This window comes from Haladaptatus marinus (genome assembly GCF_051194195.1).
In genome coordinates this window covers 663,722-689,643 of the sequence record NZ_JBLZNK010000004.1, presented here as the reverse complement: position 1 = coordinate 689,643, position 25,922 = coordinate 663,722, and the positions used below count along the sequence as shown (strand labels likewise).

Genomic DNA, 25,922 nt, shown 5'->3' with positions numbered 1-25,922 from the left:
CGATTTGCCGCTGGGTCGGCAATTTTTAATCCTTGACCGATATAATTCTGACCAGCCTGTACCCAGTCATCAACAGTCGCATTGAGAGCCTGATTGGTACGATTCGGCGGTACAGGAACCACTGTCCGATACCCGAGTGAATCAGGTAGGCACTCGAGACGGTGAGTAATTCTACGAATCTTTCCCTGATGCCGAATTTTTAACTCACTAAGCGTCTAAGGCACACCCGTCTACGATGTCGCCACGGAAACCTGACTCAACATCGCTCTCGCCGATAGCAGAGGAGGCTCTCACACATCTCCGTGATCATTTCGAGTCGGATGAGTCGTTCACCTACGAACACGCAACGCAGGTTCTACGCACCCACGATATGGAACAGCTGCTTGCCGACGATCTGCTTGAAACACTGTTGCTCCGTGGTTATCTGTATGAAGTCGAGGACGACTTGCGCATCACGGATTAACTCACCAAGCCGGATACCAATCTGAGTCAGGCAGCGTATCGCGGAGCGGTAGCACTAACGTTCGCTGAAAAGACGATTCGAGACCGATGAGTCCCGTCCGTTCAGGACAGCGTTTCGCCTCATGGGGCAGGGGATTCCGAATCGGATGCGGTGAATGTGATAATGAGGAGTGGCACCTTTCCTAATACATTATTTATTTGTATCATTGGTGAATAATCATCAACTCAATGGATGGAAAACGACGGGCATTCCTCGCGGCCGTCGGGGTCATGCCAGTTGGCGGCTGCATCGGAGCCCTCACCGATTCAGCCTCATCCGACGAGGGAGGTACGTCCGATACACCCCCCGAGACTGACGAGGGCGACGACGGTGAGAACCACGAAACGACGGTCGGGTTCGCCGGTGATACGATGGTCGGCCGAGGTCTCAACGGGATTTACGGCAAAGAAGACGTCGACCCGGCAACCATCTGGGGTGATTTCCAATCCCGACTCAAATCCCTCGACGGCGTCTTCTGTAACCTGGAGTGCAGTCTCTCGAAGCGCGGTGAACGGTTCCCCGACCGAGCATACTACTTCCGAGGTGACCCTGACTGGGCTGTTCCTGCACTCAGCGCTGGCAATATCCGATTCACAACGCTGTCGAACAACCACTCGATGGATTTCGGAGCGGTCGCCCTGACCGATACGATAGACGTGCTCGATAAGGCCGGTATCGCAAACGCGGGCACTGGTAAGACCCCGACGGCGGCATGGGAACCGGCTACGTTTTCCGTCGGTGACCTCGATGTCGCCGTCGTTTCGTTCTCGGACGAGTACGAAGTGTACGCCGCGACCGACGACCGACCCGGGATTGCCTGGGCCCAAACCGACCACGATAACCTGAGAACGCAACGACTCGTCGGGAACGCGATCGAGCGCGCGAAATCGACGAACCCGGATCTGCTCGTCGTCTCGCTTCACTGGGGGGAAAACTGGATCGAGCGCCCCAGCAATCGGCTCGTCGAATTCGGCCACTGGCTCGTCGATCAGGGTGCGGATCTCGTTCACGGCCACAGCGCACACGTCGTCCAGGCTGTCGAACAGTACGGCGACGGCGTCATTCTCCATGACACCGGCGATCTCGTCGACGATTTCGGAATCAAGGACGACTTGGGCAACGACAAGAGTTTTCTCTTCGAAATCACGCTCACCGGCGGAGAGTTCGAGGAGATACGGCTCGTTCCGTTCCACATCGACGACGGCGTCCGTCCCGCCACCGACGACGAAGCGGCTTGGCTCCGAGAGACGATGCGCGAACGCTCCGACCCGTTCGAGACGACGTACGAACGGGATGGCGACGGTCTCGTAGTTCAGCTCTAAGTCGTCTGTTCACGCCTCAGTAACTTCGCTTCGCGATCGAGGGTGGGGGTTTCCGTTTCAGCCGCGTGGGGATTTCTTCAGGTATCACCGGAGGATGCTACTATCATCTCCCTTCTCGGTAGAGGTCGCCCTGAAGATATTTGAGTCCCGTATCGACAGCGATCGTCACCACGGCGGCATCGGCCGGCCGGTTCGCTGCAACCAGGGTGGCTGCTGCGATGTTCAGTCCCGTGCTCGTCCCTGCAAAGAGTCCTTCCTCGGCGGCAGCGTGTCGAGCAATTCGTCGCCCCTCGGCCTCGGGAATGGCGACGACGTCATCGTACAGGCGACTCTCCAGATGCGGTGGCTCGAACCCGACGGCCATGCCTTCGACGTTGTGTGCCCCCGATTCTCCCCGTGACAAGACCGCGGATTCGTCGGGTTCGACCAGCGTGACGGCCACGTCGGAGGTTCCGTCACGGAGAACACGTGCGGTTCCCATCGAACAGGCACCGGTGCCGACGCCCATGACGAAATCCGTCACCTCGGGGCAGTCGGCTAGGATTTCCTCGCCGAGGCCAACGTACCCTTCCGGGAGATGAGGGTTGTTGAACTGGTCGTGATAATAAGCCCCAGTTTCCTCGATGATCTCCTCGACCAGTATCTCCATATCATCGATGATGCCTGGGTAGATTTTCCCTTCGGGTGTCTCCATGACCGCCACGTCGGCACCGAGCGCACGCATCGTTCGGATTTTCTCCTCGGCGAAACAATCGGCGGAAACCAGAGATATTGGGTGCTCCTTCACCGTGCAGACGAACGCCAGGCTGGCGCCGGTGGAACCACCGGTGAGTTCGACCACCCGTTGGCCGGGTTCGAGGTCGCCGTCCTGTTCGGCGTTTTCGATAGCCGCCAGTGCCATCCGATCTTTCATGCTCCCGGTGGGGTTCGCACCTTCCCACTTGGCGAAGACGCGAGCGCCCCCGTCGGGACGGGCGCTCGTTAGTTCGATAAGCGGCGTGTTTCCGATAGCCCCGAGCGCAGACTGGGCTTGCGTACCTGATTCGTGACGTTCGTCGTGTCGTACCATTGTACGTGTTCAGCGACGGCGTCTTGTAGAAACGATTATGTTGGACATGTCCAAATCCCTCCGCGTGCAAGAGTTCGTGTTCACGATCGATTACGAGGTCGGCTTCGATCGAATCATGGATACTTTCATCGAGCATCCAGCGGCGGTTGCCGACTCGCTCTCGATCGCCGTCTCGCCGAACGGGATGTGGCGGGTCGACAAACTCTCCGGGCCGGCAGCGTTCTTCGAGGAACTCCGAGACCCATTACTCGACCCGCAGTACTGTAACGACTGCCTGTGTGAACCAGCGAGTTGTGAAACGGTCTGGAACCACGAGGTAATGCACTCCGGAACCGCAACGCGAACGCTCTATTCGTACATGGACGAACTCGGCTTCTGTCGGTCGATTCCGTATCTGGCGATGGACGAACTCGGAGATGGACTGCTCTTTGAAGCCCAGCGCCGCGAATACCGGTACGAATGGCGACTGCTCGTCCCGGATGGCCGCGAGATCAGTTCTTTCTACGACCGCGTGAAGAGCGAACTGGGAACGGGTCGGACGCTGCGTTTCGAACAACTCACGGAACCCGTCCGCTGGGGTGACGCCGCGGTCAGCATCGCAGACTTGCCTGCCGAACAGCGAGCGGCCCTCGAAGCAGCCCTCGAACGAGGGTACTACCAGACGCCGCGCGAAACCACCATTCGAACGATGGCGACGAACCTCGACGTATCGCGGTCGACGCTCCAGTATCGGTTGCGGCAGGCCGAAAACTGGCTCGTCTCTAATCTCCTCGAAACGTCGCTATAGTCAGGGACGTCGAGACGAGATTTCAAATCGAGTTACTCGGTGGCGTCATCGAGTAACTGGACATGACTTCAGGGTACTCTCGACAACCACTCTTGGGTCTGCCGGCATCTGTCCAATTCGACCGTAATCGTGGGGTACGTTACCATTACTCCCCGAACAATTATTAGCATAACATCCATCATCAGAGCATATGCACAACTCGTCAGCTTCGTATCCAGAACCATCAATACAAACGACACCCGAAAATACCGAGTCAATCACGAATGCTGTGGTGTCGGCGGTGGCCGAGGCGAAGGGTACGAAACCTGCGACCCCTCTCTACGAAGCCATCGACCCTGACGCACTTGATGACCTTTATCAACATTCCTCACCAGAAGTGAGCTTCGAATACGTTGGCTTTCGCGTTACAATTCATTCTGACCGGACGATTACTGTAGCCGATCTCAGGAAATAGAACACTGCGTGAACTACTCCGCCCTACCGCGTTGGGGCTACCCGCCCCTCACTTGTTGAGGACGGAGCTTCCTGTTTCTGTGTCGGAACGTGCAGAAACCGTTTCCACAGTGGTTCCAGACTCCGCAGGCGACTTCCCTTTACGGGTGGTTTGGAGTGTCCCGCTCCTACCGGATGGACACTCGACTGCCACGTTCGGCGCATGCGTGTTCTTGCATTCAAACACCGAACGCATTGGAGTGAGTATCGTACTACACCGTTCGAACGCGAAGGGAGTAAGGCTATGGCGTACAGTGAAAGTGACCAAAGACGGCGGGCGTATCCCCTCCCTACTCACTCCCTTCGGTCGTTCGTTGAGGAAGGGGTCTTACCGGCCTGAAATTCAGAAAACTGTGAGAGACTGGCATTTTACTAACTGCTCGAATGGTTATTTTCGACGACTTTTCTCTGCAACAGATTACAAGAAATAGTTTTGATGAGAACTCAGACAGTTCGACGGACGAACCGAGCCGACCACCTCACGGTCGAGCCCCGATCGGGTTCACATCTACGGTCATCAGGGAATAATCGTGAGCGAAACACTGCCCGCTTTCGAGACCCGTCTGGTCGCACTTCCGATGATGGCTTCATCGACTGCACCAGTGCCGTGATGTCCCATTATAACGTGGTCGTACTCGTTTTCCGCAACGAGTCGAAGAATGCGTTTTCCAACGCGGTTTCCTGGCCGAAATTGGAGGTCGGGATCGAGTTCAATCCGGCAGTCGGCATCGGCACCTTCGTCAGAAAGTACCTCCCGAGCCATCGTGAGGATCTTTTCGGCAGTATCGGACCGTTCGTTTCGGAAGTGAACCACTTCAAGCGTCGCATCGTAGCGGCGTGCGAATCCAGCTGCAAATCGAACGGCCCCCATACTGGACTCCGACCCGTCGATCGGGACGAGGATTTTCATACGAGAGGGACGACTCGCTCGTGCATAAGTTAACGGTCGTCAATCGATTCGGCTGATACCGTATTGAACTCTCCCGTCACCCTTCGTCGGTGCAACCGAGTCTCATCGCTGACATCACCCCGTTACTGACTCGACATACCGCACTCGCGGTAGCATTATGCTCTCTGCGACGGAATCTGTCGGTAGGGGGCGTATCGATGTCAACACCATCATTCGACATACTAGAGACGACTATCGACGAGATTCACCAAGCCTACGGGGCGGGAACGCTCGATAGTCGCGAACTCGTCGACCGCTATCTCGACCGAATCGAAGCGTACGACCGGAACGGACCGACAATTCGGTCTATCATCACGGTCAATCCGAATGCCGAAGAAAGAGCCGCGGAACTCGATCAAGAGTTGCAGGAATCGGGGAACTTCGTTGGCCCGCTTCACGGTATCCCGATAGTCGTCAAGGATCAAATCGAAACGAAAGGAATCACCACAACGTTCGGATCGACTGCGTTCGAGGACTACGTCCCCGATCACAACGCGACGATTATCGATCGGCTCGATGACGCCGGTGCAATCGTGCTTGCGAAAACGAACCTCCCCGATTGGGCGACCTCATGGTTCGCATTCTCGTCGGTTCTTGGCCGAACCAAAAATCCGTATGCGCTCGACCGTGACCCGGGCGGGTCGAGCAGCGGAACCGGTGCCGCGGTCGCCGCCAATTTCGCGACAGTCGGTATCGGCGAAGACACCGGTGGTTCGATCCGTCTGCCAGCGTCGTTCACCAACCTCTTCGGACTCCGTGTCACACCGGGGCTCATCAGCAGAACGGGCATGTCACCGCTCGTCCTGTCACAGGACACGGCCGGGCCGATGACCAGAACAGTCACAGATACCGCGACACTGCTCGATGTGATCGCTGGATACGATTCGACCGACCCATACACGGTAACGAACGAACTGACGCACCTCGACGGGACGTACGTCGACCAACTCACTGATGACGGCCTGGATGGTGCGCGAATCGGCATTCTCCGCGACAGATTTGGCGACGATTCCGAGCCGGACGCCGAACCGGTCAACCGCCTCGTCGAGGGTGCACTCGAACTGATGAGCGATGCTGGTGCGGAACTCGTGGATCCGGTAACGGTCGCTGACATCGACCACTACGTTGCGGAAACGTCCTTGTATCTCGTTCAATCGAAACGAGATATCGACGAATTCCTCGCTAGCCGGGAGAACGCGCCGGTCGAATCGATCGACGAACTCTACGAACAGGAACTCTATCACGAACTCCTCGATCTTCTCGAAGGGATAGCGGAGGGGCCCGCGGATCCGACGGATGACCCGGGGTATTGGCGGAAGATCGTGCTTCAGGATACCTTCCAGCGAATCCTGCTCACTGCGTTCGCCGAACATCGACTCGACGCACTCCTCTGTCCGGACGTTCAGGTGGTACCACCGAAAGCGGACGAAGTGAAATCCGGTGCGCTCGATACGCTCACGTTTCCGACGAACACGGTCATCACTTCACAGGCCGGGTGCTGTGCGATGTCGATACCCGCGGGGATGACCGACGACGGTCTTCCCGTTGGCGTCGAACTCATCGGTAAACCGTACGACGAAGCGACGGTGTTGAAACTGGCGCACGCCTACGAACGGATAGCAGACCCCCGCGTCGTTCCGGCCACGACGCCAGCGCTCGAATCGGACGAATAGCCCACCGTTCGTTTCGAACGGCGTCGTTGTCTCCCCTACCGACGCGGTCAGCAGTGCTCAGGTGTGGGTTTCGACTCCGTCGATGACGATATCCATGCCCGTTTCGACCTGTCGTTCGGTGATGACGAGCGGCGGGATGATTCGGAGAACGTTTCCGTTCCGCCCGGCAGTCCACACGAGAACGCCCCGCTCGTAGCAGTATTGCTGAATCGCCTTCACCAGCGGTTTGTTCGGTTCCCCCGCTTCATCGACAAACTCGACGCCGATGAACAGTCCTTCACCCCTGATATCTCCGATTAGCGGCGTTTCGTCCGCAACCTCCCGGAAGCGCTCTTGAATGGTCGCTCCCATCTCGCGTGCGTGAGCCAGCAAATCGTGGTCTTGAATATATTCGATTGCGCGAACTCCTGCGCGCATCGCCGGGACGTTGCCGCGGTAGGTTCCGACGTGGCCGCCCGCCTCCCACGTATCGAGGTCTTCGTGGTACATGGTGGCGGAAAGCGGCAGGCCGATGCCCCCGATGGCCTTCGCCATCGGCATGATGTCGGGCGTCACGTCTTCCCATTCCGACGCAAACCACTGCCCGGTTCGTCCGAACCCGGTTTGGATTTCGTCGACGATGAGTGGAATTTCATTCTCCGTCGTTATCTCCTTCAATCCACGGAGGAACCCCTCCGGAGGCGTTACCACGCCGCCTTCTCCCTGAATCGGCTCGACCCAGATGCCAGCGGGGTCGGCAATACCGCTGTACGGATCTTCGACGAGTTCACGGACATCGGACAGCACCCGTTCGCACGCCTCCTCGTCCGAAAGCCCCTGTCTGAAGGGATACGGATACGGAACGTGGTACACGTCGGGTAGCAGTGGTTCGTACGCCTGTTTGTACTTTCGTCCTCCACCGAGACTGAGTGCGCCGGAGGTCGCCCCGTGATATGAACCTCGAAACGCGATGAGGCCAGTGTTTCCGGTGTTGTATTTCGCTATCTTGAGCGTCGCTTCGATAGCATCGCTTCCGGTCGGCCCGCCGAAGACCACTCGATTGTTGTCCGGAAGGCTGCCGGGTGCGATTTCGTTCAGTTTTTCGATGAGTTCGAGCCGTGCTTCGGTCGGAAAGTCGATTGTGTGGACGAGTTTTTCCGTTTGTTCCTGTACCGCATCGAGCACGTACGGATTCGAGTGGCCGACGTTGAGAACACCGATACCGGCGAAGAAGTCGAGAAACGTGTTCCCGTCTACGTCCCGTATCGTCGCACCCTTCGCTGCTTCGATGGCGATTGGAACGCTTTTCGGATACGCGACGGCAGCGCTGTCGATTTCTCGCTGTTTGTCGAGAAGTTCCTGCGACCGCGGCCCCGGTATGCGGTCGACATCGGGTGCGTCGCTAAAATGAAGCTCGTCGATTTGTGGACTGTTACCCATACACAAACTATGGAAAGGGAGGTGAAATACGTTATCGGTGGTGTTCGGTCATCCTCGATGGTGGTATCGTGTCATTCCGAATGCTCGGCCGACGAAAGTACCGAACGCCACCGCAGGCGGCCGAAGCTATTTGTCTTTCTCAGGCCACGTATTCGGTATGGTAACAATCGACGTCAACTGCGATATGGGGGAAAGCTTCGGCAACTGGAGGATGGGGCGGGACGACGAGGTCATGCCATACATCACCTCGGCCAACATCGCGGGAGGATATCACGCGGGCGACCCGCACGTGATGAACGAAACCGTCGCCCTCGCTGCCGAACACGGCGTCGGAATCGGCGTCCATCCCGGTCTTCCGGACAAGATGGGGTTCGGGCGTCGAACGATGGACGCGAGCCCCGAAGAAGTCCGCGACTACGTTACCTACCAGTTGGGTGCGCTGCAAGCGTTCGCCGACCAGCACGGAACGACGGTACAACACGTCAAACCGCACGGCGCGATGTACTCGATGCTTTCCGAGAGTGACGACCACGCTCGGGCGGTCTTGGAGGGGCTTCTCGACGTAGATGAGGAACTCATCTACCTCGCAACGGACATGAACATCTACGAGGTCGCCCAGGAGTTCGACGAACTTCGATCCGTGTTCGAGGGATACGTCGATCTCACGTATCGTCCGGACCGAAGCCTCATCGTCGAACAGCAGATGGAACCGAAAGACCCGAATCTCGTCGCGGAGCGATTTCTCGATATCGCGCTCGACGGAACCGTGGTCGCGGAAGACGGGACGGAAATCGAGGTTCCCGCTCGGAGCATCTGTATTCACGGCGACGGGCCAAACGCCGTCGAACTCCTCGAAACCATCCACGAACAGGTAGACGAACACGATATCCAACTCGCGTCACTGAACGACATCGCCTAATGGGGGGTCATCGGTTCGACCGCCGAACCGTTTCAGCAATCGAATCCCCGATTTGAATCTCTGACACGGCACCCGGCCCATCTCTCACTCCGCGTCCTCGGACGGCACGGTGAACTCCTCGTCGATGTACTTCGTGGAGTACTCGCCACCGCGGAAGGCGGCATCGTCAAGCATTGCCAGATGGAACGGTATGGTGGAGGGGACGCCCTCGATTTCGGCCTCCTGAAGCACTCGCTTCGCTCGACGGAGGAGTTGGGTTCTCTCCTCCGCGGAGACGATGAACTTGGCGATGAGCGAATCGTAGTACGGGCTAATTCTGTCGCCCTCGTCGATTCCGTCGTCGACGCGGGTTCCCATTCCACGTGGGAGTCGATATCGCTCGACCGTTCCCGGCATCGGTGCGAATTCGTTTGCCGGGTCTTCGGCGTTGATACGGAATTCCATCGCGGCTCCGCGGGTGTGGATATCGGCTTGGTCGAACGTGAGCGGTTCCCCTGCTGCGATTCTGAGCTGCCACTGGACGAGGTCGAGACCGGTAACGACCTCCGACACCGGATGTTCGACCTGAATCCGAGCGTTTACTTCAAGGAAATAGAATTTGCCGTCCTCGTAGAGAAACTCCACCGTTCCGGCGTTGACGTACTCCGCTTCGGCAGCCCCCCGTCGTGCGGCGCGCCGAATTTCCTCTCGCTCCATCTCGGTCAGCGCTGGACTCGGCGTCTCTTCGATGAGCTTCTGTTGTCGCCGTTGGATGCTACAGTCGCGTTCGCCAAGGTCTCGGACGTTGCCGTGTTGGTCACATAGAATCTGTACCTCGATGTGTCGTGGATTCTGCAAAAAGCGCTCGACGTACACGTTCGAGTTGTCGAAGTAGGCCTCCCCCTCTCGCTTGGCGTTCGTGAACTGTTCTTCGATTTCATCGTCTGCACGAACGACTTTGAGTCCACGACCGCCACCGCCGCCGTCGGCTTTGATCGCAATCGGGTACCCGTGTTCGTCGGCAAATCGTCGTATCTCGTCGGCGTCGGAGACCGGTTCCGTGGTACCGGGAACGATGGGAACGTCGGCCCGTTGCATTATTTTTCGAGCCTTCGTTTTTTCGCCGAACCGCTCCATGACATCGCTCGGCGGACCCACCCAGACGAAATCGCTGTCTTCGACCGCCGATGCGAACGATTTGCTCTCGGCGAGGAATCCGTATCCCGGATGGATGGCATCAGCGTTCGCTTTTTCAGCGGCGTCGAGCAGTGACGCTTGATCAAGATAGCTCTCACGGGCAACCGATGGACCGATGTGGTACGCCTCGTCTGCGAGGCGCACGTGACGCGCGGTTTCATCCGCGTCGCTGTAGACGGCCACTGCCTCGATACCAAGTTCCCTGCAGGCCTGAATAACGCGAACGGCGATTTCACCCCGGTTCGCAATCAAAACTCGATCGAACATCGTATGCGTGAATGGTTCTCATGTCATATAATACCGAACCTCGTCCGTTCGTATCGTCTGAAACCGGTGAAAGTTTCGCTCGAATCGGAATCCACGGTATCGCCTGTCGATAATTATACGTCGTCGGATGCGGTGTGTTTGTTTATACCATGGGTGGAACGCAAATCCAACGAATAGAGTTGCCGTCTCCACGATACGAGTACGGCGGCGACGACCACGTTTTCGTCGAGTTAGACCAGGAGATGAGCTTCGACGCCAATTTCAAGGCGATGGCGATCACCCAGCAGATTCGAGAGATGGATCTGTCCGGACTTATCGAGGTGTGTCCGGCGAATGCATCCTACCTTCTCCATTTCGACCCGGACGTCATCGAACCGGACACGCTCATCGCGAAACTGAAGGAACTTGACCGGGAGATACACCTCTCCGAATACGAGTGGGAGACCCGCATCATCGACGTTCCCGTTCTCTACGACGATCCATGGACGCACGAAACGATGATGCGCTTTCGCGACAACCACCAAGACCCGAGCGCGACTGACTTGGAATATTCGGCGCGCATCAACGGATACGAAAGCGTGGAGGCGTTCACCGACGCCCACGCCGGGGCTCCGCAAATGGTGACCATGATTGGTTTCGTGCCGGGCCTCCCGTGGACGTTCCAGATGGTACCCCGTGATGAACAGATAGAGGTTCCAAAATACGTCCAGCCCAGAACCGACACGCCAAGTCGGGCCATCGGCTATGGCGGAGCGTTCACGGCCATTTATCCGGTTCAGGGCGCTGGGGGCTACCAGCTGTTCGGCCGGACTCCGGTCGAAGTGTTGGATGTAGCGCAGGATCTCCCCGACTTCACGGAGTCCATGGTGTTCCCGCAACCAGGTGATGTGATGAAGTTTAGAAAAATCGACCGCGGCGAGTATGACCGTATTCGAACGAGAATCGAGGACGGAACGTTCGAATATCGATACGAGGAGTTCACGTTCTCGCCGGAATCGTTCTTCGAGGATCCGGAAACGTACAACGAGGAACTCGTGGAGGTGCTATACGAATGATCAAAGTGATAGAACCGGGAATTTCGACGACGGTTCAGGATCTCGGACGGTTTGGCCACTACCACATCGGGATGCCGCCATCCGGTGCGATGGATCTGTTCTCCCACAAGGTCGCGAACTATCTCGTCGGTAACGACGAATCCGATGCGACGCTGGAAATCACGTATCAGGGGCCGGATCTCAAATTCGAAGCGGACGCCACCATTGCGATCGCCGGCGCTGACATGGATGCGACGGTGGACGACGAACCGATTGCTACGTGGGAGTCACACCAAATTAACGCCGGTGATGTCCTTTCGTTCGATTTCTCGGCTGAAGGCGCTCGGAGCTATCTCGCCGTCGCCGGTGGAATCGACGTGCCGCTCATGATGGAGAGTCGCTCGACCTATCCGCTCATCGGAATTGGTGGACACGAGGGAAGACCGCTCCAAAACGGGGATACGCTCCCCATTGGTCACGTGGACGATGATTCGGTACGAAGCGACCGACGAGTGCCCGACGAACACCGGCCGACGTACAGCGATATGGAGCCGATTCGCGTCGTGATGGGGCTGTGTGAATACCGCCTTACTGACGAGAGCAAAGCGGAGTTCTTGGACACGGAGTGGACTGTGACGCCGGAAGCAGACCGAGTCGGCTACCGTGTCGACGGAATCGACCTCGAGTTCATCGAACGGGAACAACCGTTCGGAGCGGGAACTGACCCGTCGAACGTCGTCGACCTCGGCTATCCCATCGGCTCGATTCAGGTTCCGGAGCAACCGATCGTTCTGATGCGAGATGCGGTGACGGGCGGTGGCTATGCGACGATTGGAACCGTTATCAGCCCCGACCGAAACCGTCTCGCCCAGCACCGAACACACCAATCGTTTTCCTTCGAAGCAGTTAGCATCGACGAGGCGCTAGCTGCCCGGGAAGCGCTCTCCGACCGACTCGAAGCGATACACGCCGCGGTCAACAAGTAAAATACTGACACATGAAACACGTTCGTGACATGCTGCTGGACAAAGCATATACAAGCGATTCCGGAGTATCAACACTGGCACGACAACGGAGCGCACACCATGGCTGAAAAAATCACTATCCAATCACCGATGCCCGGCGTCTTTTATCGTCGCCCAGACCCGGATGAAGAACTGTTCGCCGAGGAGGGAGACAGCGTTGAAGCGGGAGATGTCGTCGGTCTCGTCGGTGTAATGAAGAATTTCCACGATATTACGGTGAAACAGTCGGGGACGATCACCCAATTTTTCATCGAAAACGAAGCGGAAGTCGATGCGGGTGAGGATGTCGTAGAGATCGAGATCGACGAGTAACGGGCAACGTTCGATGGTACCCGCATCCCTCGGTGAACGGGTACGATTTCCCTCCGCCAACTTGTCGCTCGCAGTTTACCGAGAAGCGAACCCTTATGACCCCCATCTTCGAGGCTACCGTATGCCTGCTGCCCGTTGCAGACACTGTGGTTCGCAAATGATCAGTTCGACGTACCCAAAGGCGATAAAATGGTATCACGACCATCTCCGAAACAATCATCCGACTGCCTGGCTCCACGCCTAACGGTTTTCGTCGTGGGAGCGGCCAGCATTACATCGAGATTTTCACTTGGGTAACGGGTCGAGAATCGTTACGCCGTACCGATGGCTAACCTTCCGTCGGCCGCTCTTCTTTTGGGGTCTGGACACTTATTACAGCCATGCGACGACGGGGGGTTCTCAAAGTCATATTTGGCGGCGTCACAGGGGGAACCATTGGACGTATCGGATCGGTCGCGACAGCGACGGATGGCCGTCCGGCAGATACTGGTCGCGCTGTCGGGGCGGATGCGGCCAGCGGAAATGCACCTGCAATCGGTCTCGAAACGCTCGCCAGCGGGATGCAGGTACCGGTAGATGTCGCGTTCGCCCCGGATGCCGACCGGCGGTATATCGCCGACCAGGACGGTCGAATCTACGTTCACGAATCGAGCGGCCGCCGCGACGAGTTGTTCCTCGATTTGCGCGACGCCATTGAGTTCGAGGGCGAAAAGGGACTTCTCGGTATCGCACTGCACCCTGACTTCGCAGCAAACCGTCGGATGTTCGTCCGATACAGCGCACCCCGCCGGACGGGAACGCCACCCGATTACAGTCACACGTTCGTCCTCGCTTCTTTCACGGTATCCCCAGATGGCAGGCGGGCAGTGCGTGACTCCGAACGAACCGTTTTGGAGATTCCCGAACCGGAGAGCAATCACAACGGGGGTGCGATTCGATTCGGGCCGGACGGATATCTGTACGTGGCGGTCGGGGACGGCGGCGGTGGTGGTGGCGGTATCGGCGTTCAAAGTACCGGCCAAGACGTGTCGGAGAACTTGCTCGGGAGTATCCTCCGCATCGATGTCGATGGTCGAGAGGACGGGAAGCAGTATGCGATTCCCGAAGACAACCCGTTGGTGGGCACCGATGGCCTTGATGAACATTACGCATGGGGGTTCCGAAATCCGTGGCGAATGTCCTTCGATGGCCCCGACTTCTTCGTCGGAGATGTCGGCGAGACGCAGTACGAGGAGGTGGATCTGGTCGAAAACGGTGGCAATTACGGCTGGAAGATCAAGGAAGGTACACACTGCCTCGAAGACGGTTGTTCGAACAGGGTACCAGCGGGCGCTCGGAGCGGCGAACGACTCATCGATCCGATTATCGAGTATCCGCATTCCGGTGCGGGCGTCAGCGGTGTCTCGGTTATCGGTGGCTGCGTGTATCGCGGGGCTACGCTTCCGGCACTGAATGGAACGTATATTTTTGGTGACTATCAGGCGGCCGGCCGGTTGTTCGCCGCGACGCGTTCCGATGACGGTGGGCTTTGGCCGACGGAACTGCTAGACGTGGTTGACGAAGATACGACCAAGTTGGGTCTCGTCCTGTCGTTCGGCCGCGACGGCGACGGCGAGATGTACGTCCTCGCTATCGGAGTGGACGGCGGTGGTTTCCATCGCCTGATTGCCGTCTGACCGGGGGAGAAGCAACTAACTCCATCGCAACCAGTTCGAGTCTACAGATAAGCAAGGCGAGTGCCTCGGGGCTTGACCCCGAGGCGGTTCACGAGTCTTCTCCCCGAACGCTGTCGAAGCGAAGACGGTACGGCCATCCGGGGAACTGCCGAGGATTGTGCGTTGTCGGCGTCTCGTCGTACGGCCAGCATTCAATGACGAATTCGTCCGTTTCGTGGTTGACGCGAACGATGCCGTATCCTTCCCGTTTCAGCCGTCGGTCGCCGATATGATTGCTCGTTCCGGTCTTTCGACGGGTGAACTCCTCGAAGGATAGTTTAGGATTGGCGACCGCGAGCATCCGGATTCTGTTGCCAAACGCGTCCGTGAAATCGCCCGTGTGCGGCGTGCCAGTGCCGTTCGGAAGGTCGGTGTTCGGTTCGAACCATCGCTGATAGAGCGTGGCACAGGCCGGCGCGGCGAACTGCACGATACCGTCGGTATTCGTCTCGATGCCGTGCCGAGCCAGCGTCGCCAAATGCTGATCGCCACAGAGCGAGAGCGCTCCCGCGTCCTGCAACAGCCCCACGACTGCATCACGTTCTTGCTTCGGGTATGCACTCGTGTCGTAATCTTGTTCGGGCCGTCCCGAGGGCGTCGTATGGAGGCTTGCGAGCGTCGTCTGCATAAAACAGATACGCGCCGCACTCGCGTTCTCGTCGTTGGCCCACCGTCGCAGAAATCTGGTTTGGCGCCTTCCCAACAATCGCTCGTCATTCGGAAGCTGTCGATCGTGTGGACTCGTTTTGAACTTTCGATCCTCAATGACTGCGAAATCGACACCGCCGTAGCGAAACGCCGTGTAGTAGGTCGAGATATCCCGTCGGACGAGGGCGATATCGTACGGATCCGGATTGTGACTGCACTGTGTCTGTTGGACGAGTTCGATGAATCCTGCTGCGCGGGCGTATCCACCCAGCCGGATTCTGTTCGACGGTGCGGCCCTTCCACGTTCTCCCCAGAGGTTCGACTGGTACACGTCGTGGTCGTCCGTCAAAACGATTGCTGGTCTATCCCGCGTCAGGTCGTTGAACGCCCACAGCCAGAGATACCATTTGTAGAGGTAGTCGAGCATCGGCACTTCCGAATCGACTTTCTTTGTCGGATTGCTCTGGTAGATTTGGTCGCCGACGAACGCCAGAATGTCTGGGTCGTGCGCCAGCGAGTTCTCAATGAGGTCGGTGTAGGGAAAGTAGATGTTTTCGTGCGTGTATCTCCCCAGTTTCCGTCCTCGCGGGAGGTCGAGCTTGCTGGAACCCGCTTCGAGCCATCGAGCGGTGGGGGCGACACAGCTGAAGAGGCCAATTGTGAGTTCTGACGTGTTTTCACCGGGGTCCGCAGCGATTCGTCCCCTGTAGATGGCTCGCGATTCGGACTGCTGATAGGACTGCTCTCTCACCTGTCGGTCAGTCCGCATTTCTAGGTGCGGGTCGTACACGATTCGATACTCCCAACTGCGAGTCGAATCCCACTCGTCGAGTCGGAACGGTGCCGTGTATCCCTGTTTGAGGGCAGTTGTATCGCCGATGCGCCACGGATGGTTCCCGTCTGCCGGTCTGTACTGAAACTGGACGGCTCGGGACTCGGTCTCGCCGACCGGCATGAGTTGTGCCGTGAGACGGAGTTCAGTTTCGTTCACTGAGTAGAGCGTGCCGGCGATCGGTCCGAACGTTCGTTCCGGATATTCTGCGATCTTTGCCCCACCCGTTCGGATGGTATCGAACCACCAGCGTGCTCCGGGCTGGTTGGTGGGTGGTGAGGAGACGAGCGAGATGCCGCCCGATAGATTCGAACCGGGAACGTTTCGGCGTGTCGCGCTCGCGATTCGGACGCCGCTTGGATGCTCTCGTACTGAAACGTGAACCGTAAAACGGTCGTCCCGCTCGGGAAGAATATCGACATTGAGCTGGTACCGTTGATCGGCATCCTGTCTGCGGGGGCCTCCCTGCGGATACGTTTTCCTCGACGGTAGTTCCGCAAACCGAAGCGGCCGCCTTTCGTCGGTGTGCTCACGAAATCGTACGCCCCCGTCCCGTTCGAACGTACAGAGGAACCCGCCGTCGGTACCCGACCCGCGTTGTGCCAGTGCCGCGGCGCGGTAATCCAGTGACTGGTTTCCGACGCCGAGCAGCAGGCCGCAAAAGCCATCACGGTTTGCGTTGCCCGCGATTCCCGTTCGGACGGAGATATGGCCCGGTACGGTTCCCGCGACGAGGTGTCGGGTGAGGATGCCCACCGTTCGGAGTTCGCGATTCGAATCGTCACAGACACATTCAATTCGGCCGTCGTGAAGTCGCCAATCCTGGAGGCGGTTACCCCAGAACGCGGGGCCGATCCAGGGACGAGTGACACCACGCTGGAGCGGTGCGACTGGCTCTAGCCGCTGTTCTCGAAGTGTTTCCAACGATTGAAGACTGTGGGTTGTCGGTTTGGTTCGTGCGGGGATTTCCAGGAGGCTGCCCCCCATCATGCCTAAAAACTGTCGCCGTCCGGCCCGGACAAACTGTGATGTCGCTGGTGGCGAAGGCCAGTATTCCCTCATTTGATTTCCCCCCACAAAGGGCTCTCTCGCAGAGCTATTAGCTATTTGTAGATTTTTTAGAACCAATGGAACCGTCACTCATCGGTAAATGCATGGGAGTTCAGTCACGACGGATCTCAATTGCCACCATCGCAACCAGTCGAAAGCCTGGTTCCACACATGACGTCGTAGTGGAGTTCGTTTAGCGTATTCCTGCATCGCCGGAACGTGGTGCTATCCAGTTATCGAGCGGCGGTTCGCGAATCATTCCCGGAGTTCATCGTCGCTTAGCTGACGTACGATGTTGAGGTGTATGATGTGGAGATGGGTTCCGATTCCGAACAAAATCAGGCCGAGCCCGACGAACAGGGATGGCATGATGAGGACGCCGATAGCAGGCGACGTTTCGTCGATTGTCGGGAACAGGACGACAGCGAGCAGCGTAATAAACGTGAGGAGAATGATACCAAGGCCTGCTTGTAGGTATCTGTAACAGAGTTTCGTGTTCGGCAATAAGTCGAAGCGATACTTCTCAACCATGGAGAATCTCACGTCTTCGAGGACATTGAACGTAATGACCGTGAGTTCAGCCGTAATTCTCCGGACGTCATCGGTTTCCGTCATTGACTAGATGTAACGTGAGTGAGAACGTTTGGATTCGTTTACTTCGAATACACCGACCTCGCCGTCCACCCCACAAAACTAGCACAGCGCGCCGTGACGGACGACATAACCGTATCCGTCGAGGTGCGTAACACCGGCGACAGAGCGGGCGAAACGGTTATTCCGGTGTACGGCGGCCGTGACCACGGACAAGTGCTCTACCCACGGAAAGTCGTCGTCGGCTTTGAGCGCGTCGCGCTCGAAGCGGGCGAAACCGCTCGTGTCGATATTCGGTCGTCGATTCTGCCGCTCGCGACCGTGCTCGGCGACGTGTTCGCTCGCGGGGAGTTGGTCGTCGATACAGGCGAGTACTGGCTCTCCGTCGGGGACCTGACGGAAACACTCTCGGTCGTCTGACCTCTTTCCAATTCACTCGGGAGCGTCGATGTCCATTTCGGATTTGGGAAGAGTGACGAATCGAACTGTCAGAAACGTCATCCGCTAGGCACACGAAGGAGCATGGGAGACGAACGATGACGAAACGGAGGATGCAATCGGATTCTGACGAGCGCCCACTCGTGACGATATTGGGGGATGCTGACTCACTGAGTCATGACCTGGTCGGTGGCAAAGGCGCGAACCTTGCCCGCCTCGTCGAGGTGGGATTCACGGTTCCTGCGGGATTCTGCGTGACGACTGCTGCCTATCGGACGCTTATCGATACGCCGACCGTTCGAGCGGCAATCCACGAATTGGACGGGCTCGACCCGACGGATATGGAACAGATCAGTGACAACAGCGCCACGGTTCGGGCACGGATCGAAGCCCAATCGTTTCCGGATGCCGTGCGCGACGCCGTCGAGGACGCGCTAAACGACATCGACGCGGTGGCGTATGCGGTTCGGTCATCCGCAACCGCGGAAGACCTCCCAAGCGCCTCGTTTGCAGGGCAACATGAGACGTTCCTGGGCGTTTCGCCGGACGACGTTCTCACGAACGTTCGGGCGTGCATGGCGAGTTTGTTCACCGATCGGGCCGTCTCCTACCGGCTTCGAAACGATATTTCACACGACGTGGCGCTCGCGGTCGTCGTCCAGGAAATGGTTTCTCCGGACGTTGCTGGCGTACTGTTCACGGCGGATCCGCTCACCGGAAACCGACGCGTCGCGTCCGTCGATGCGAACTACGGACTCGGCGAATCCATCGTCGTTGGAGAGGTGGCCGCCGATAACGCCCGTATCGACCGATTGTCGGGCGAGATACTCTCCTACGACATCGGCGAAAAGTCACTCGCTATCCGCGCAGGTGGAGCGAAGAGCGGCGGCACTGAACGAGTCAGTATCTCGTCGGAAAAACGAACTGCACGTGCGCTCTCCGACTCGCAACTACGAGCACTCGTCCGGGTAGGAAACGCCGTTGCGGAGGAGTTCGATAGTCCGCAAGATATCGAGTGGGCGCTAGTAGATGGCAAGTTCATCGCCCTGCAATCTCGGCCGATCACCACGCTCTTCCCGGTGCCGTCACCACCGCCGACGGACGAATCGTTGCACGTCTATCTGAGCTTCGGTCATCAGCAGGCGATGGCGGAGGCGTTACCGCCGTTGGTGGTCGATTTCTGGCGCGGATTTCTGAACAACGGTGCAGCAAGAGTACTTCCCGCCGATGCTGGGATCCGAATTGCGACCGAAGCCGCCGACCGTATCTACATCGATTTGACGCCGATGGTACGTATCGCCCCAGTTCGTCGACTGATCCTCCACGCGGTTTCCGCGCTCAGCGAACCCGCAGCGGACGGTCTCGTGGCGCTTTTAGAGCGACGGCGTGCCGATATCTCGCCACGTAGCCGACGAGACGGTCTGTTGGCGCTCGCCCGAACGGTTCGACGGGGATTCCCGCTGCTTCGCTCGGCCGCACCACGGGCGACGCTGCGATTCGTTCGGTCGTTCGTCCTCGGCCCGCCGAATCTCGGCGCAGATAGAGCCTGGGTCGAAACGTGGGGTCGAAACCTCGCAGCGAGCATCCGGCGACCCGACTCCCGTGCGGAACGCGTCCGCCGCGCGTTTAACGAGTTCGACATCCTGCTGGTGCTGAGCGACGTGCTTCCGCGAATGACCTCGCTCCCTGCGGCCATCGTGGCCGGCAAACTCCTCCGACGATGGTTCCCCGACATGGCTTACGAGATCGACGCGATCGGCAAGGGCTTCGAATTCGAGGTCGTAACCCAGATGAACCAGCAATTGGGTGAACTCGCCGATATCGCTCGCGAACATCCGGCTGTTATCGACGGACTCGCGGATGGTGCATCGATGGCATCGATCGAGGACGAACCCGGTGGTGAGGAGTTCGTGACCGCGTTCGAGGCGTTTCTCGACGAGTTCGGGCACCGAGCGACGGGCGAGATCGATCTGAGCCGTCCGCGGTGGCACACGAACCCTACCTCGCTTCTGCGAACAATACGGAGCAACGTCGAACACGGAAGTGCTGGCGGGCATCGTACCCACCTCTCCGAACTTCAGCGACGCGCCGAAACGGCTGCCGCTCGACTCGAATCACGCGCCGACCACGGACTGTTCGGATCGATTCGGCAGACGGTCGTTCGACGCTTGATTCGAACCTACCGCGGCGGTATCCAGCTCCGTGAGTACCCCAAACAGGGCGTCTCCCACCTGTTCGCGACCATTCACGATGTCCTGTCGGAGGCCGGTGAATGGCTCGCTGCCGAGAACGTACTCGACCAGCCGGACGATGTTTGGTATCTCCGCAAGCCTGAACTGCTTGCCCTGCTGTCGGGCGATGAGATGGCCGTCGATGTGACAACGCGGCGGCAAGCCCACGAACGATATGCAGCGATGGTCGCCCCACCGCTACTTACGAGTGAGGGCGAACAACCCTCGCAAAGTGACGATGACCGACCGGAGGGTGCACTGTCCGGGACGCCGGTTTCCGCGGGCGTCGTAGAGGGACACGCACGCGTCGTCCGTGACCCGGCCAAAGCGACGATAGAGACGGGCGAAATTCTCGTCGCACCCTCGACGGATCCCGGATGGACGCCCCTCTTTCTGAACGCTGCCGGACTCGTGATGGAGGTTGGCGGTCGAATGACACACGGGGCGTTGGTCGCCCGCGAGTACGGCATTCCGGCAGTCGCATCCGTCCCTGATGCGACGACGACGATTCGAACGGGTGAACGAATACGGGTCGATGGCAAACGTGGTATCGTCGAACGCATCGACCGTGAGTAGTGCGTGGTTTCCGGTGAAACACATCCACGGATCCGTGACTTCACCAACGAAACGAGTGACAGCACTCGACGAACCGTGACCGATCCAATCGAACGACCTCCTTCATCGGCTCTAATAAATGCACAGGAGTAGTGTCAGTCGAGTTCTTGTTCTGATTTGGACGCGCGGTGACCTCCTCAGCATTGTTAAGCGCTCACCGACCGTACGAAGAGTATGAGTGCGGCAAGTGGGAGTTCAATCGAAACTGACGCGAACCCTGGCCGCCGAACACTGCTGTTATTTATAATCACTTCGTTGACTTTCGGCACCGCCTTCGTCGGTATCAAAGCCGGTTTAGTCGATATTCCACCGATACTGTTCGCCGCGTTGCGTTACGACATCGGGGCAGCCATCCTTCTCTCATACGTCTATTGGCGCGGTGGCTACTGGCGGCCACGCACTCGAAGCGACCTGATGGCCGTCGCCATCGCCGGGTTCTTTTTATCAGGGCTGAATGCCGCCCTCCTCTTTACAGGACAGCAATACATCACGACGGGGACTGCCGCTGTCGTATTCAGTCTCGTCCCGGTCGTGGCACCCCTGTTCGCACTGGTGTTGTTGCCCGAGGAACGGTTCGACCCCATCGGAATGGTTGGTATCCTGCTCGGATTGGTCGGGGTAGCTGTCATCGTCGGTTTGAATTCGGTATCCACCAGCGGCGAGTCCACCGTCCTCGGTGTCACTCTCGTCGGCGGCGCTGCGGTCGCGGCAGCGTTCGGAAGCGTTCTTTTGAGCCGAACCGACCGCTCGATTCCTGGCTTGGGCATGACGGCGTGGGCACTCGTGCTGGCTGCTGGATTGGTACACTGTCTAAGCATGTTGGTGGGCGAATCACCGGGAGACGCCACGCCGACGATTCGAACGTTCATCGCCGTCTTTTGGGTCGGGGTGCCTGCGACGGCACTCGCCTTCCCCGCCTATTACGGCCTCATCGACCGCGCTGGACCGGTTCGAGCGAACCTGATCAGCTATACGGTTCCGCTTGTGGCGACGGGCGTGGGCGCCATCGTTCTCGGCGAGGTGATTCCCCTTCGAACCGTTTCCGGCTTCCTAATCATCGTCATCGGCTTCGCCCTCGTCGAACGGCGAAACCTCAAATCCGAAATTCGGAGACTGCGAGGGTTGCCCGCTCCGCCCGAACAGGACGAGGAAGTCGTTTGTGAATCCGCTCCGCGGGGATGAACTGGCGTTCTTTCCGTAATTCATTATGTTTATTATTCGGGAAAATGTCATTTTCGTATGAAACGCCTTCCATTCGACAGTTCCAGACGGCAAGCGCTTCACATGGTTGGCGTTTCGGGTATTGCTGCTGTCGCTGGCTGTCTCACACCATCGTCTCCAACAAACTCGTGTACAGAGGACATGGACGTTTCTCTACAAAAAGTTACTAACGCCCACGTTTCGAACGAGTTCAGTTCAGTTGTTAACGGCGCTCCGTACGCCACCGATACTGTGGTTTCGGACGCGTTCGATACTGGAAAAGCCACCTCACGCGGCTACTATTCCCCGGAATTACGGACGGAGTACGTCGCCGCGGGTTCGGAACCACGCTACTATCGGGTCACGACTACTGAACACGACCGGACGAAGACAACCGGGTACGAATACGCGGTCAAAATTGGAATCGATGACTCGACCCTCTCGAATGACGATACCGTCCGTTTCTTTCCCGATTTACCTGCCCAAGATCGCGAGTCGATACATAGCGCGATCGGAAACAAGGAAAAACTTCACGCTCCACATTTTACCTCGTTCTCGGTGGTTTTCGCGTATGAACACGATGCGGTGCGCGAGCAATCGATGTTCGTACCGAACACCGGCGTTCAGTACGTCGAGTGGGAAGGCACAGTGCTGCGGTTCAAATTCGAGGAAGAACGAACAGTCCAGATTACGAGTACGACCGTGATGACTGAACGCGTCGCTGAGTCGTCGTCGGGATTTTTTGAGCACGTCCGCGACGAACGTGGTGTCGTACTCGACAGCCTCACGAGTCGGCAACGAGAGATCGTCACCCGAGCAATCGAAGATGGATATTCCGAATGCAAACCATACTCGGAGCCGTACGCCGACCTCCTTGACCAACTCCGTATGAGCGACGGCGAATTCGCATTGCTCGCTCAGTACGATTCTCAGTGGTATTTCACACAAATTCACCAGCGGACTCGGTGAACACTACCCGTCAACGGTCAGACCAAGACGTGATCAATCGCAGGTGAACTACCCCACCCTACTCGCTCACGGCTGACACCGTTCGCTCCTTGAGGGTGAGGCTTCCTGTTTCCACGACGCGCTTTGCAGATACGGACGTCTCCACAGGGAGCGCAGTCTCCACAGGCATTGATTCGGAGTGAACCACTCCTACTTCTTCAAGACCGCGAGAGAGAATGTTCCACGCCGCATTCGCATCCCTTTCAGCCTCAAACCCACACGCCGGGCACGAGTGTTCACGAACCCACAACGGTTTCTCCGTCTTGACACCGCAGGACGCGCATTCCTTCGTCGTGTCCTTCGGGTCAACCGCGACGAAGTGTGTCCCTTCTCGCTTGCACTTGTATTCGAGCATTCTGAGAAACGTCCCTCATGCCGCGCCTGCTCGGTTCCGCGAGTTACCCGGCAGTTCGACCAACCCTTTCGCACCGAGGTCTTCGACTGCCACAAGGTCGTACTCGCGGGCGTAGTAGTTCGAGAGTTTGTGGAGGAAGTCTCGCCGCTTTCTCTTTAGGTCAGCGTGCCGTCGAGCCACGACAGTCCGCTGTTTCTCCCAATTTTTGGAGCTGTGTTCTTTCTGCGAGAGGGCACGTTGGGCGCGTTCGATTCTCTCACGTTCCTCACTGAAGTCAGGACTCTCGATGGCATATCCATCGGTGTCGTGAGCGTACTTGAGAAGCCCCACGTCGATGCCAACGACCTGCTCCGGCGTCTTAGGTGTCTCGGGAGTGTCTTTGTCCATGCCGATGCCGAACGTGGCGAACCACTCGCCCGTTGGTTCCTGTTTGACCGTGACCTGTTTGAGACTCGCGTTCTCGGGGATTTCTCGGTGGAGGAAAATCGGAATCTCACCAACTTTGCTCAACCACAGAACAGGCCGACCACTCGTATTCTTGAGTTTGAAGCCGGACTGGTTGTAGGTGAGCGACCGATAGTCTCGGGGACGTTTCCACTTGAGCATCCCCACGGCGTGTCCGTTCTCCTTCTATGCTTTGAGCGTGGAGAGGTTGTCGTAGACGCGCTTGACGACCATCTGGAGGACTTTCGAGTGAATGTCTCCGAGATCATCCCACCACGTTTTGAGGTCGGGAAGTTTGCCCTGTACCTCGTAGCGGGCGGGAATGTCGTCTGACTCGTTGAGCAGGTAGAGAACGTGGTTGTACAGTTGCCTACAAGTATCGACGTGGTGACGGAGTTCCTCGCGGAGGACTTCTGGTGGGCCGAGCCGATACTTGTAGTTGTACTGCATGGTCTACTCGTCTGAATTGGGTTCGGAAACACGGACGACTTTCACGTCGGCTCCGCGCCAGCGTTTGGGAACAATGACGTGGGCGCTATTTCCCGACGGTTTTGCAGTCCCATCAAGGACTTCTTTGCCTTCGATTTCAAACCTATCCATCATCGATGTATAGATCATGGCTAGACATAAATGTAGTAGTGGGCCCGTGGGCTGGGTGTCGTAGGTGGTTGAGAACTGTGCGGCGCTGTATCCCCTCCCTACTGCGCTACTCAGTCGCTTCACTCCCTGCGTTGCTCCTTGAGGAAGGGGACTTAGCGCCTAAGTCCAGTTAATAGGCATCAGTCGCGTAACCGTTTGATTCAGCAGACACGGACACTCGTCAGCGAGACGTGAGTCCAACGCCGTCGGCCAGTAGTTCGTGGGAACGAAGCGCGTCGTCGTGGTCGGCGACGACGTGCTGAATCATGACCTCGTCGACGCCGACTCGGTCGGTGAGTTGCTCCAAGATGCTGGCGAGTGTTTCCGGACTCCCGGAAATCGCCCGTGGCCACTCGTCAGAATCGAGCGTGGCAGGCGTTGGCTCGGGAACACCGCCGAGTTCGCCGATGGCTTCCTCGATGGACGGCGTCGTACCGACGACGCCGCGTCGCATTCGCTTGTACGACGCCTCAGCTACCGCTCGAAGTCGCGCCGCTTCCTCGTCGGATTCGGCACAGACTGCGTTCACCGCGACCATTCCCGCTGGCTCGTCGCTGCTCCCTGCCAGCCATGACGGCCGGAAGTGCTCGCGATACTCCTCGAACGAGTGGGTGGCGAACTGGGGTCGAATGAACGCCGCGAAACAGTACCGCAACCCGAGTTCCCCTGCGATAGCCGCACTCGACGGACTCGACCCGAGTACCCACGGAACCGGTGGCTCCGCATTCGAGCGTGGAATTTGCAGGTCGCTGTAGGTGTGCTCATCGGGGTAGTCGTCGTAGAGGTGGTTGACGACGGCTGTGATTTTCTCAGAATGATCCTCGTCGGGATTTTGAACGTGGCGTTCCGTTCCGAGGGCTTGGTCGGCAGCCGGTGAACCGTTCGCCCGGCCGAGTCCAGCATCGATACGGCCGGGGGCGAGCGCGTCCAGTGCGCCGAACTGTTCGGCGACCTTGAACGGGCTGTAGTGGTTGAGCAACACTGCTCCCGAGCCAACCCGAATCGAGTCGGTTTCGGCCGCGAGGTGACCGAGGAGCACCTCGGGTGTCGTTCCCGCCAGCGTGTCCGCCATCCCATGATGTTCTGCCACCCAGAATCGCGAGTAACCGAGTCGTTCGGCCTGTTGTGCGGTTTCGACGGTATTCGCGTAGGCGTCGGTCGCGGTGCCGTCGTCGGGAACCGGCGAGAGATCGACGACAGAGAGATTCAT

At 58.1% G+C, this 25,922-nt stretch carries 22 protein-coding genes and 1 pseudogene; 14 read left to right on the top strand and 9 right to left on the bottom strand.

What is annotated here, in order from left to right; translation table 11 throughout:
- The first annotated feature begins 235 nt into the window (after positions 1 to 235).
- Complete coding sequence (locus ACN2TU_RS16990) at positions 236 to 463, top strand: hypothetical protein (protein ID WP_435156985.1); 228 nt, start codon at positions 236 to 238, stop codon at positions 461 to 463.
- Positions 464 to 690: 227 nt separating this feature from the next.
- Positions 691 to 1,824 carry a CapA family protein gene (locus tag ACN2TU_RS16985; RefSeq protein WP_435156983.1) on the top strand — a complete coding sequence of 378 codons (1,134 nt, stop codon included), beginning with the start codon at positions 691 to 693 and terminating at the stop codon, positions 1,822 to 1,824.
- Positions 1,825 to 1,927: 103 nt separating this feature from the next.
- Here the strand turns inward: ACN2TU_RS16985 and ACN2TU_RS16980 are convergent, their stop codons facing one another.
- Complete coding sequence (locus ACN2TU_RS16980; protein ID WP_435156982.1) at positions 1,928 to 2,893, bottom strand: PLP-dependent cysteine synthase family protein; 966 nt, start codon at positions 2,891 to 2,893, stop codon at positions 1,928 to 1,930.
- A 64-nt stretch (positions 2,894 to 2,957) separates the two neighbouring features.
- Here ACN2TU_RS16980 and ACN2TU_RS16975 point away from each other — a divergent pair, with 64 nt between their 5' ends.
- Both ACN2TU_RS16975 and ACN2TU_RS16970 read left to right on the top strand, forming a co-directional pair.
- On the top strand, positions 2,958 to 3,680 hold the full coding sequence (locus ACN2TU_RS16975; RefSeq protein WP_435156980.1) for a helix-turn-helix domain-containing protein: 723 nt from the start codon (positions 2,958 to 2,960) through the stop codon (positions 3,678 to 3,680).
- Positions 3,681 to 3,870: 190 nt separating this feature from the next.
- The gene (locus ACN2TU_RS16970; RefSeq protein WP_435156978.1) at positions 3,871 to 4,134 is read left to right on the top strand and encodes a HalOD1 output domain-containing protein; all 264 of its coding nucleotides are present in this window, start codon (positions 3,871 to 3,873) and stop codon (positions 4,132 to 4,134) included.
- Positions 4,135 to 4,689: 555 nt separating this feature from the next.
- Here ACN2TU_RS16970 and ACN2TU_RS16965 read toward each other — a convergent pair.
- Positions 4,690 to 5,082, bottom strand: a complete 393-nt coding sequence (locus ACN2TU_RS16965) for a universal stress protein (protein ID WP_435156977.1) — start codon at positions 5,080 to 5,082, stop codon at positions 4,690 to 4,692.
- 197 nt (positions 5,083 to 5,279) lie between these two features.
- Here ACN2TU_RS16965 and ACN2TU_RS16960 point away from each other — a divergent pair, with 197 nt between their 5' ends.
- Positions 5,280 to 6,794, top strand: coding sequence for an amidase (locus tag ACN2TU_RS16960; protein WP_435156976.1), 1,515 nt, complete (start codon positions 5,280 to 5,282; stop codon positions 6,792 to 6,794).
- A 57-nt stretch (positions 6,795 to 6,851) separates the two neighbouring features.
- Here the strand turns inward: ACN2TU_RS16960 and ACN2TU_RS16955 are convergent, their stop codons facing one another.
- Entirely contained in the window at positions 6,852 to 8,213 is a 1,362-nt protein-coding gene (locus tag ACN2TU_RS16955) for an aspartate aminotransferase family protein (RefSeq protein WP_435156975.1), read from the bottom strand.
- A gap of 157 nt (positions 8,214 to 8,370) precedes the next feature.
- On the opposite strand from ACN2TU_RS16955, the gene ACN2TU_RS16950 reads away from it, so the two are divergent.
- Complete coding sequence (locus tag ACN2TU_RS16950) at positions 8,371 to 9,132, top strand: LamB/YcsF family protein (protein ID WP_435156974.1); 762 nt, start codon at positions 8,371 to 8,373, stop codon at positions 9,130 to 9,132.
- Positions 9,133 to 9,216: 84 nt separating this feature from the next.
- Here the strand turns inward: ACN2TU_RS16950 and ACN2TU_RS16945 are convergent, their stop codons facing one another.
- Entirely contained in the window at positions 9,217 to 10,575 is a 1,359-nt protein-coding gene (locus ACN2TU_RS16945) for an acetyl-CoA carboxylase biotin carboxylase subunit (protein WP_435156972.1), read from the bottom strand.
- A gap of 149 nt (positions 10,576 to 10,724) precedes the next feature.
- On the opposite strand from ACN2TU_RS16945, the gene ACN2TU_RS16940 reads away from it, so the two are divergent.
- The 4 genes from ACN2TU_RS16940 (at position 10,725) to ACN2TU_RS16925 (ending at position 14,622) form a co-directional block, all read left to right on the top strand.
- Complete coding sequence (locus ACN2TU_RS16940; RefSeq protein ID WP_435156970.1) at positions 10,725 to 11,630, top strand: 5-oxoprolinase subunit B family protein; 906 nt, start codon at positions 10,725 to 10,727, stop codon at positions 11,628 to 11,630.
- Complete coding sequence (locus ACN2TU_RS16935) at positions 11,627 to 12,595, top strand: 5-oxoprolinase subunit C family protein (RefSeq protein ID WP_435156968.1); 969 nt, start codon at positions 11,627 to 11,629, stop codon at positions 12,593 to 12,595. The genes ACN2TU_RS16940 and ACN2TU_RS16935 overlap by 4 nt, the downstream gene beginning before the upstream one ends.
- A 99-nt stretch (positions 12,596 to 12,694) precedes the next feature.
- Entirely contained in the window at positions 12,695 to 12,946 is a 252-nt protein-coding gene (locus ACN2TU_RS16930) for an acetyl-CoA carboxylase (protein ID WP_435156967.1), read from the top strand.
- A gap of 380 nt (positions 12,947 to 13,326) precedes the next feature.
- Positions 13,327 to 14,622: a PQQ-dependent sugar dehydrogenase gene (locus tag ACN2TU_RS16925; protein WP_435156966.1), complete on the top strand. Its 1,296-nt coding sequence runs from the start codon at positions 13,327 to 13,329 to the stop codon at positions 14,620 to 14,622.
- An 88-nt stretch (positions 14,623 to 14,710) separates the two neighbouring features.
- Here the strand turns inward: ACN2TU_RS16925 and ACN2TU_RS16920 are convergent, their stop codons facing one another.
- Both ACN2TU_RS16920 and ACN2TU_RS16915 read right to left on the bottom strand, forming a co-directional pair.
- Positions 14,711 to 17,131 (bottom strand): alkaline phosphatase D family protein, encoded by a 2,421-nt coding sequence (locus ACN2TU_RS16920; RefSeq protein ID WP_435156965.1) that lies wholly within the window; start codon positions 17,129 to 17,131, stop codon positions 14,711 to 14,713.
- 315 nt (positions 17,132 to 17,446) lie between these two features.
- Positions 17,447 to 17,806 (bottom strand): hypothetical protein, encoded by a 360-nt coding sequence (locus tag ACN2TU_RS16915; protein ID WP_435156964.1) that lies wholly within the window; start codon positions 17,804 to 17,806, stop codon positions 17,447 to 17,449.
- An 18-nt stretch (positions 17,807 to 17,824) separates the two neighbouring features.
- On the opposite strand from ACN2TU_RS16915, the gene ACN2TU_RS16910 reads away from it, so the two are divergent.
- From ACN2TU_RS16910 to ACN2TU_RS16895, 4 genes are all read left to right on the top strand, one after another.
- Positions 17,825 to 18,202 (top strand): fibronectin type III-like domain-contianing protein, encoded by a 378-nt coding sequence (locus tag ACN2TU_RS16910; protein ID WP_435156963.1) that lies wholly within the window; start codon positions 17,825 to 17,827, stop codon positions 18,200 to 18,202.
- A gap of 116 nt (positions 18,203 to 18,318) precedes the next feature.
- Positions 18,319 to 21,027, top strand: coding sequence for a PEP/pyruvate-binding domain-containing protein (locus ACN2TU_RS16905; RefSeq protein ID WP_435156962.1), 2,709 nt, complete (start codon positions 18,319 to 18,321; stop codon positions 21,025 to 21,027).
- Between the two features lie 213 nt (positions 21,028 to 21,240).
- Complete coding sequence (locus ACN2TU_RS16900) at positions 21,241 to 22,248, top strand: DMT family transporter (protein WP_435156961.1); 1,008 nt, start codon at positions 21,241 to 21,243, stop codon at positions 22,246 to 22,248.
- 57 nt (positions 22,249 to 22,305) lie between these two features.
- Positions 22,306 to 23,235: a hypothetical protein gene (locus ACN2TU_RS16895; RefSeq protein ID WP_435156960.1), complete on the top strand. Its 930-nt coding sequence runs from the start codon at positions 22,306 to 22,308 to the stop codon at positions 23,233 to 23,235.
- A gap of 58 nt (positions 23,236 to 23,293) precedes the next feature.
- Here ACN2TU_RS16895 and ACN2TU_RS16890 read toward each other — a convergent pair.
- The 3 genes and pseudogenes from ACN2TU_RS16890 to ACN2TU_RS16880 form a co-directional block, all read right to left on the bottom strand.
- A pseudogene (locus ACN2TU_RS16890) lies at positions 23,294 to 24,523 on the bottom strand (RNA-guided endonuclease InsQ/TnpB family protein).
- A gap of 3 nt (positions 24,524 to 24,526) precedes the next feature.
- The gene (locus ACN2TU_RS16885; protein ID WP_435156959.1) at positions 24,527 to 24,676 is read right to left on the bottom strand and encodes a DUF2080 family transposase-associated protein; all 150 of its coding nucleotides are present in this window, start codon (positions 24,674 to 24,676) and stop codon (positions 24,527 to 24,529) included.
- Positions 24,677 to 24,893: 217 nt separating this feature from the next.
- Positions 24,894 to 25,922, bottom strand: coding sequence for an LLM class flavin-dependent oxidoreductase (locus ACN2TU_RS16880; RefSeq protein WP_435156958.1), 1,029 nt, complete (start codon positions 25,920 to 25,922; stop codon positions 24,894 to 24,896).

What these genes read in the sequence shown, in the direction of transcription:
- ACN2TU_RS16990 (WP_435156985.1), top strand. Translation starts at nt 236, where the DNA reads ATGTCGCCACGGAAACCTGACTCAACATCGCTCTCGCCGATAGCAGAG.
- ACN2TU_RS16985 (WP_435156983.1), top strand. Translation starts at nt 691, where the DNA reads ATGGATGGAAAACGACGGGCATTCCTCGCGGCCGTCGGGGTCATGCCA.
- ACN2TU_RS16980 (WP_435156982.1), bottom strand. Translation starts at nt 2,893, where the DNA reads ATGGTACGACACGACGAACGTCACGAATCAGGTACGCAAGCCCAGTCT.
- ACN2TU_RS16970 (WP_435156978.1), top strand. Translation starts at nt 3,871, where the DNA reads ATGCACAACTCGTCAGCTTCGTATCCAGAACCATCAATACAAACGACA.
- ACN2TU_RS16965 (WP_435156977.1), bottom strand. Translation starts at nt 5,082, where the DNA reads ATGAAAATCCTCGTCCCGATCGACGGGTCGGAGTCCAGTATGGGGGCC.
- ACN2TU_RS16960 (WP_435156976.1), top strand. Translation starts at nt 5,280, where the DNA reads ATGTCAACACCATCATTCGACATACTAGAGACGACTATCGACGAGATT.
- ACN2TU_RS16955 (WP_435156975.1), bottom strand. Translation starts at nt 8,213, where the DNA reads ATGGGTAACAGTCCACAAATCGACGAGCTTCATTTTAGCGACGCACCC.
- ACN2TU_RS16950 (WP_435156974.1), top strand. Translation starts at nt 8,371, where the DNA reads ATGGTAACAATCGACGTCAACTGCGATATGGGGGAAAGCTTCGGCAAC.
- ACN2TU_RS16945 (WP_435156972.1), bottom strand. Translation starts at nt 10,575, where the DNA reads ATGTTCGATCGAGTTTTGATTGCGAACCGGGGTGAAATCGCCGTTCGC.
- ACN2TU_RS16940 (WP_435156970.1), top strand. Translation starts at nt 10,725, where the DNA reads ATGGGTGGAACGCAAATCCAACGAATAGAGTTGCCGTCTCCACGATAC.
- ACN2TU_RS16935 (WP_435156968.1), top strand. Translation starts at nt 11,627, where the DNA reads ATGATCAAAGTGATAGAACCGGGAATTTCGACGACGGTTCAGGATCTC.
- ACN2TU_RS16930 (WP_435156967.1), top strand. Translation starts at nt 12,695, where the DNA reads ATGGCTGAAAAAATCACTATCCAATCACCGATGCCCGGCGTCTTTTAT.
- ACN2TU_RS16925 (WP_435156966.1), top strand. Translation starts at nt 13,327, where the DNA reads ATGCGACGACGGGGGGTTCTCAAAGTCATATTTGGCGGCGTCACAGGG.
- ACN2TU_RS16920 (WP_435156965.1), bottom strand. Translation starts at nt 17,131, where the DNA reads ATGATGGGGGGCAGCCTCCTGGAAATCCCCGCACGAACCAAACCGACA.
- ACN2TU_RS16915 (WP_435156964.1), bottom strand. Translation starts at nt 17,806, where the DNA reads ATGACGGAAACCGATGACGTCCGGAGAATTACGGCTGAACTCACGGTC.
- ACN2TU_RS16905 (WP_435156962.1), top strand. Translation starts at nt 18,319, where the DNA reads ATGACGAAACGGAGGATGCAATCGGATTCTGACGAGCGCCCACTCGTG.
- ACN2TU_RS16900 (WP_435156961.1), top strand. Translation starts at nt 21,241, where the DNA reads ATGAGTGCGGCAAGTGGGAGTTCAATCGAAACTGACGCGAACCCTGGC.
- ACN2TU_RS16895 (WP_435156960.1), top strand. Translation starts at nt 22,306, where the DNA reads ATGAAACGCCTTCCATTCGACAGTTCCAGACGGCAAGCGCTTCACATG.
- ACN2TU_RS16885 (WP_435156959.1), bottom strand. Translation starts at nt 24,676, where the DNA reads ATGATGGATAGGTTTGAAATCGAAGGCAAAGAAGTCCTTGATGGGACT.
- ACN2TU_RS16880 (WP_435156958.1), bottom strand. Translation starts at nt 25,922, where the DNA reads ATGAATCTCTCTGTCGTCGATCTCTCGCCGGTTCCCGACGACGGCACC.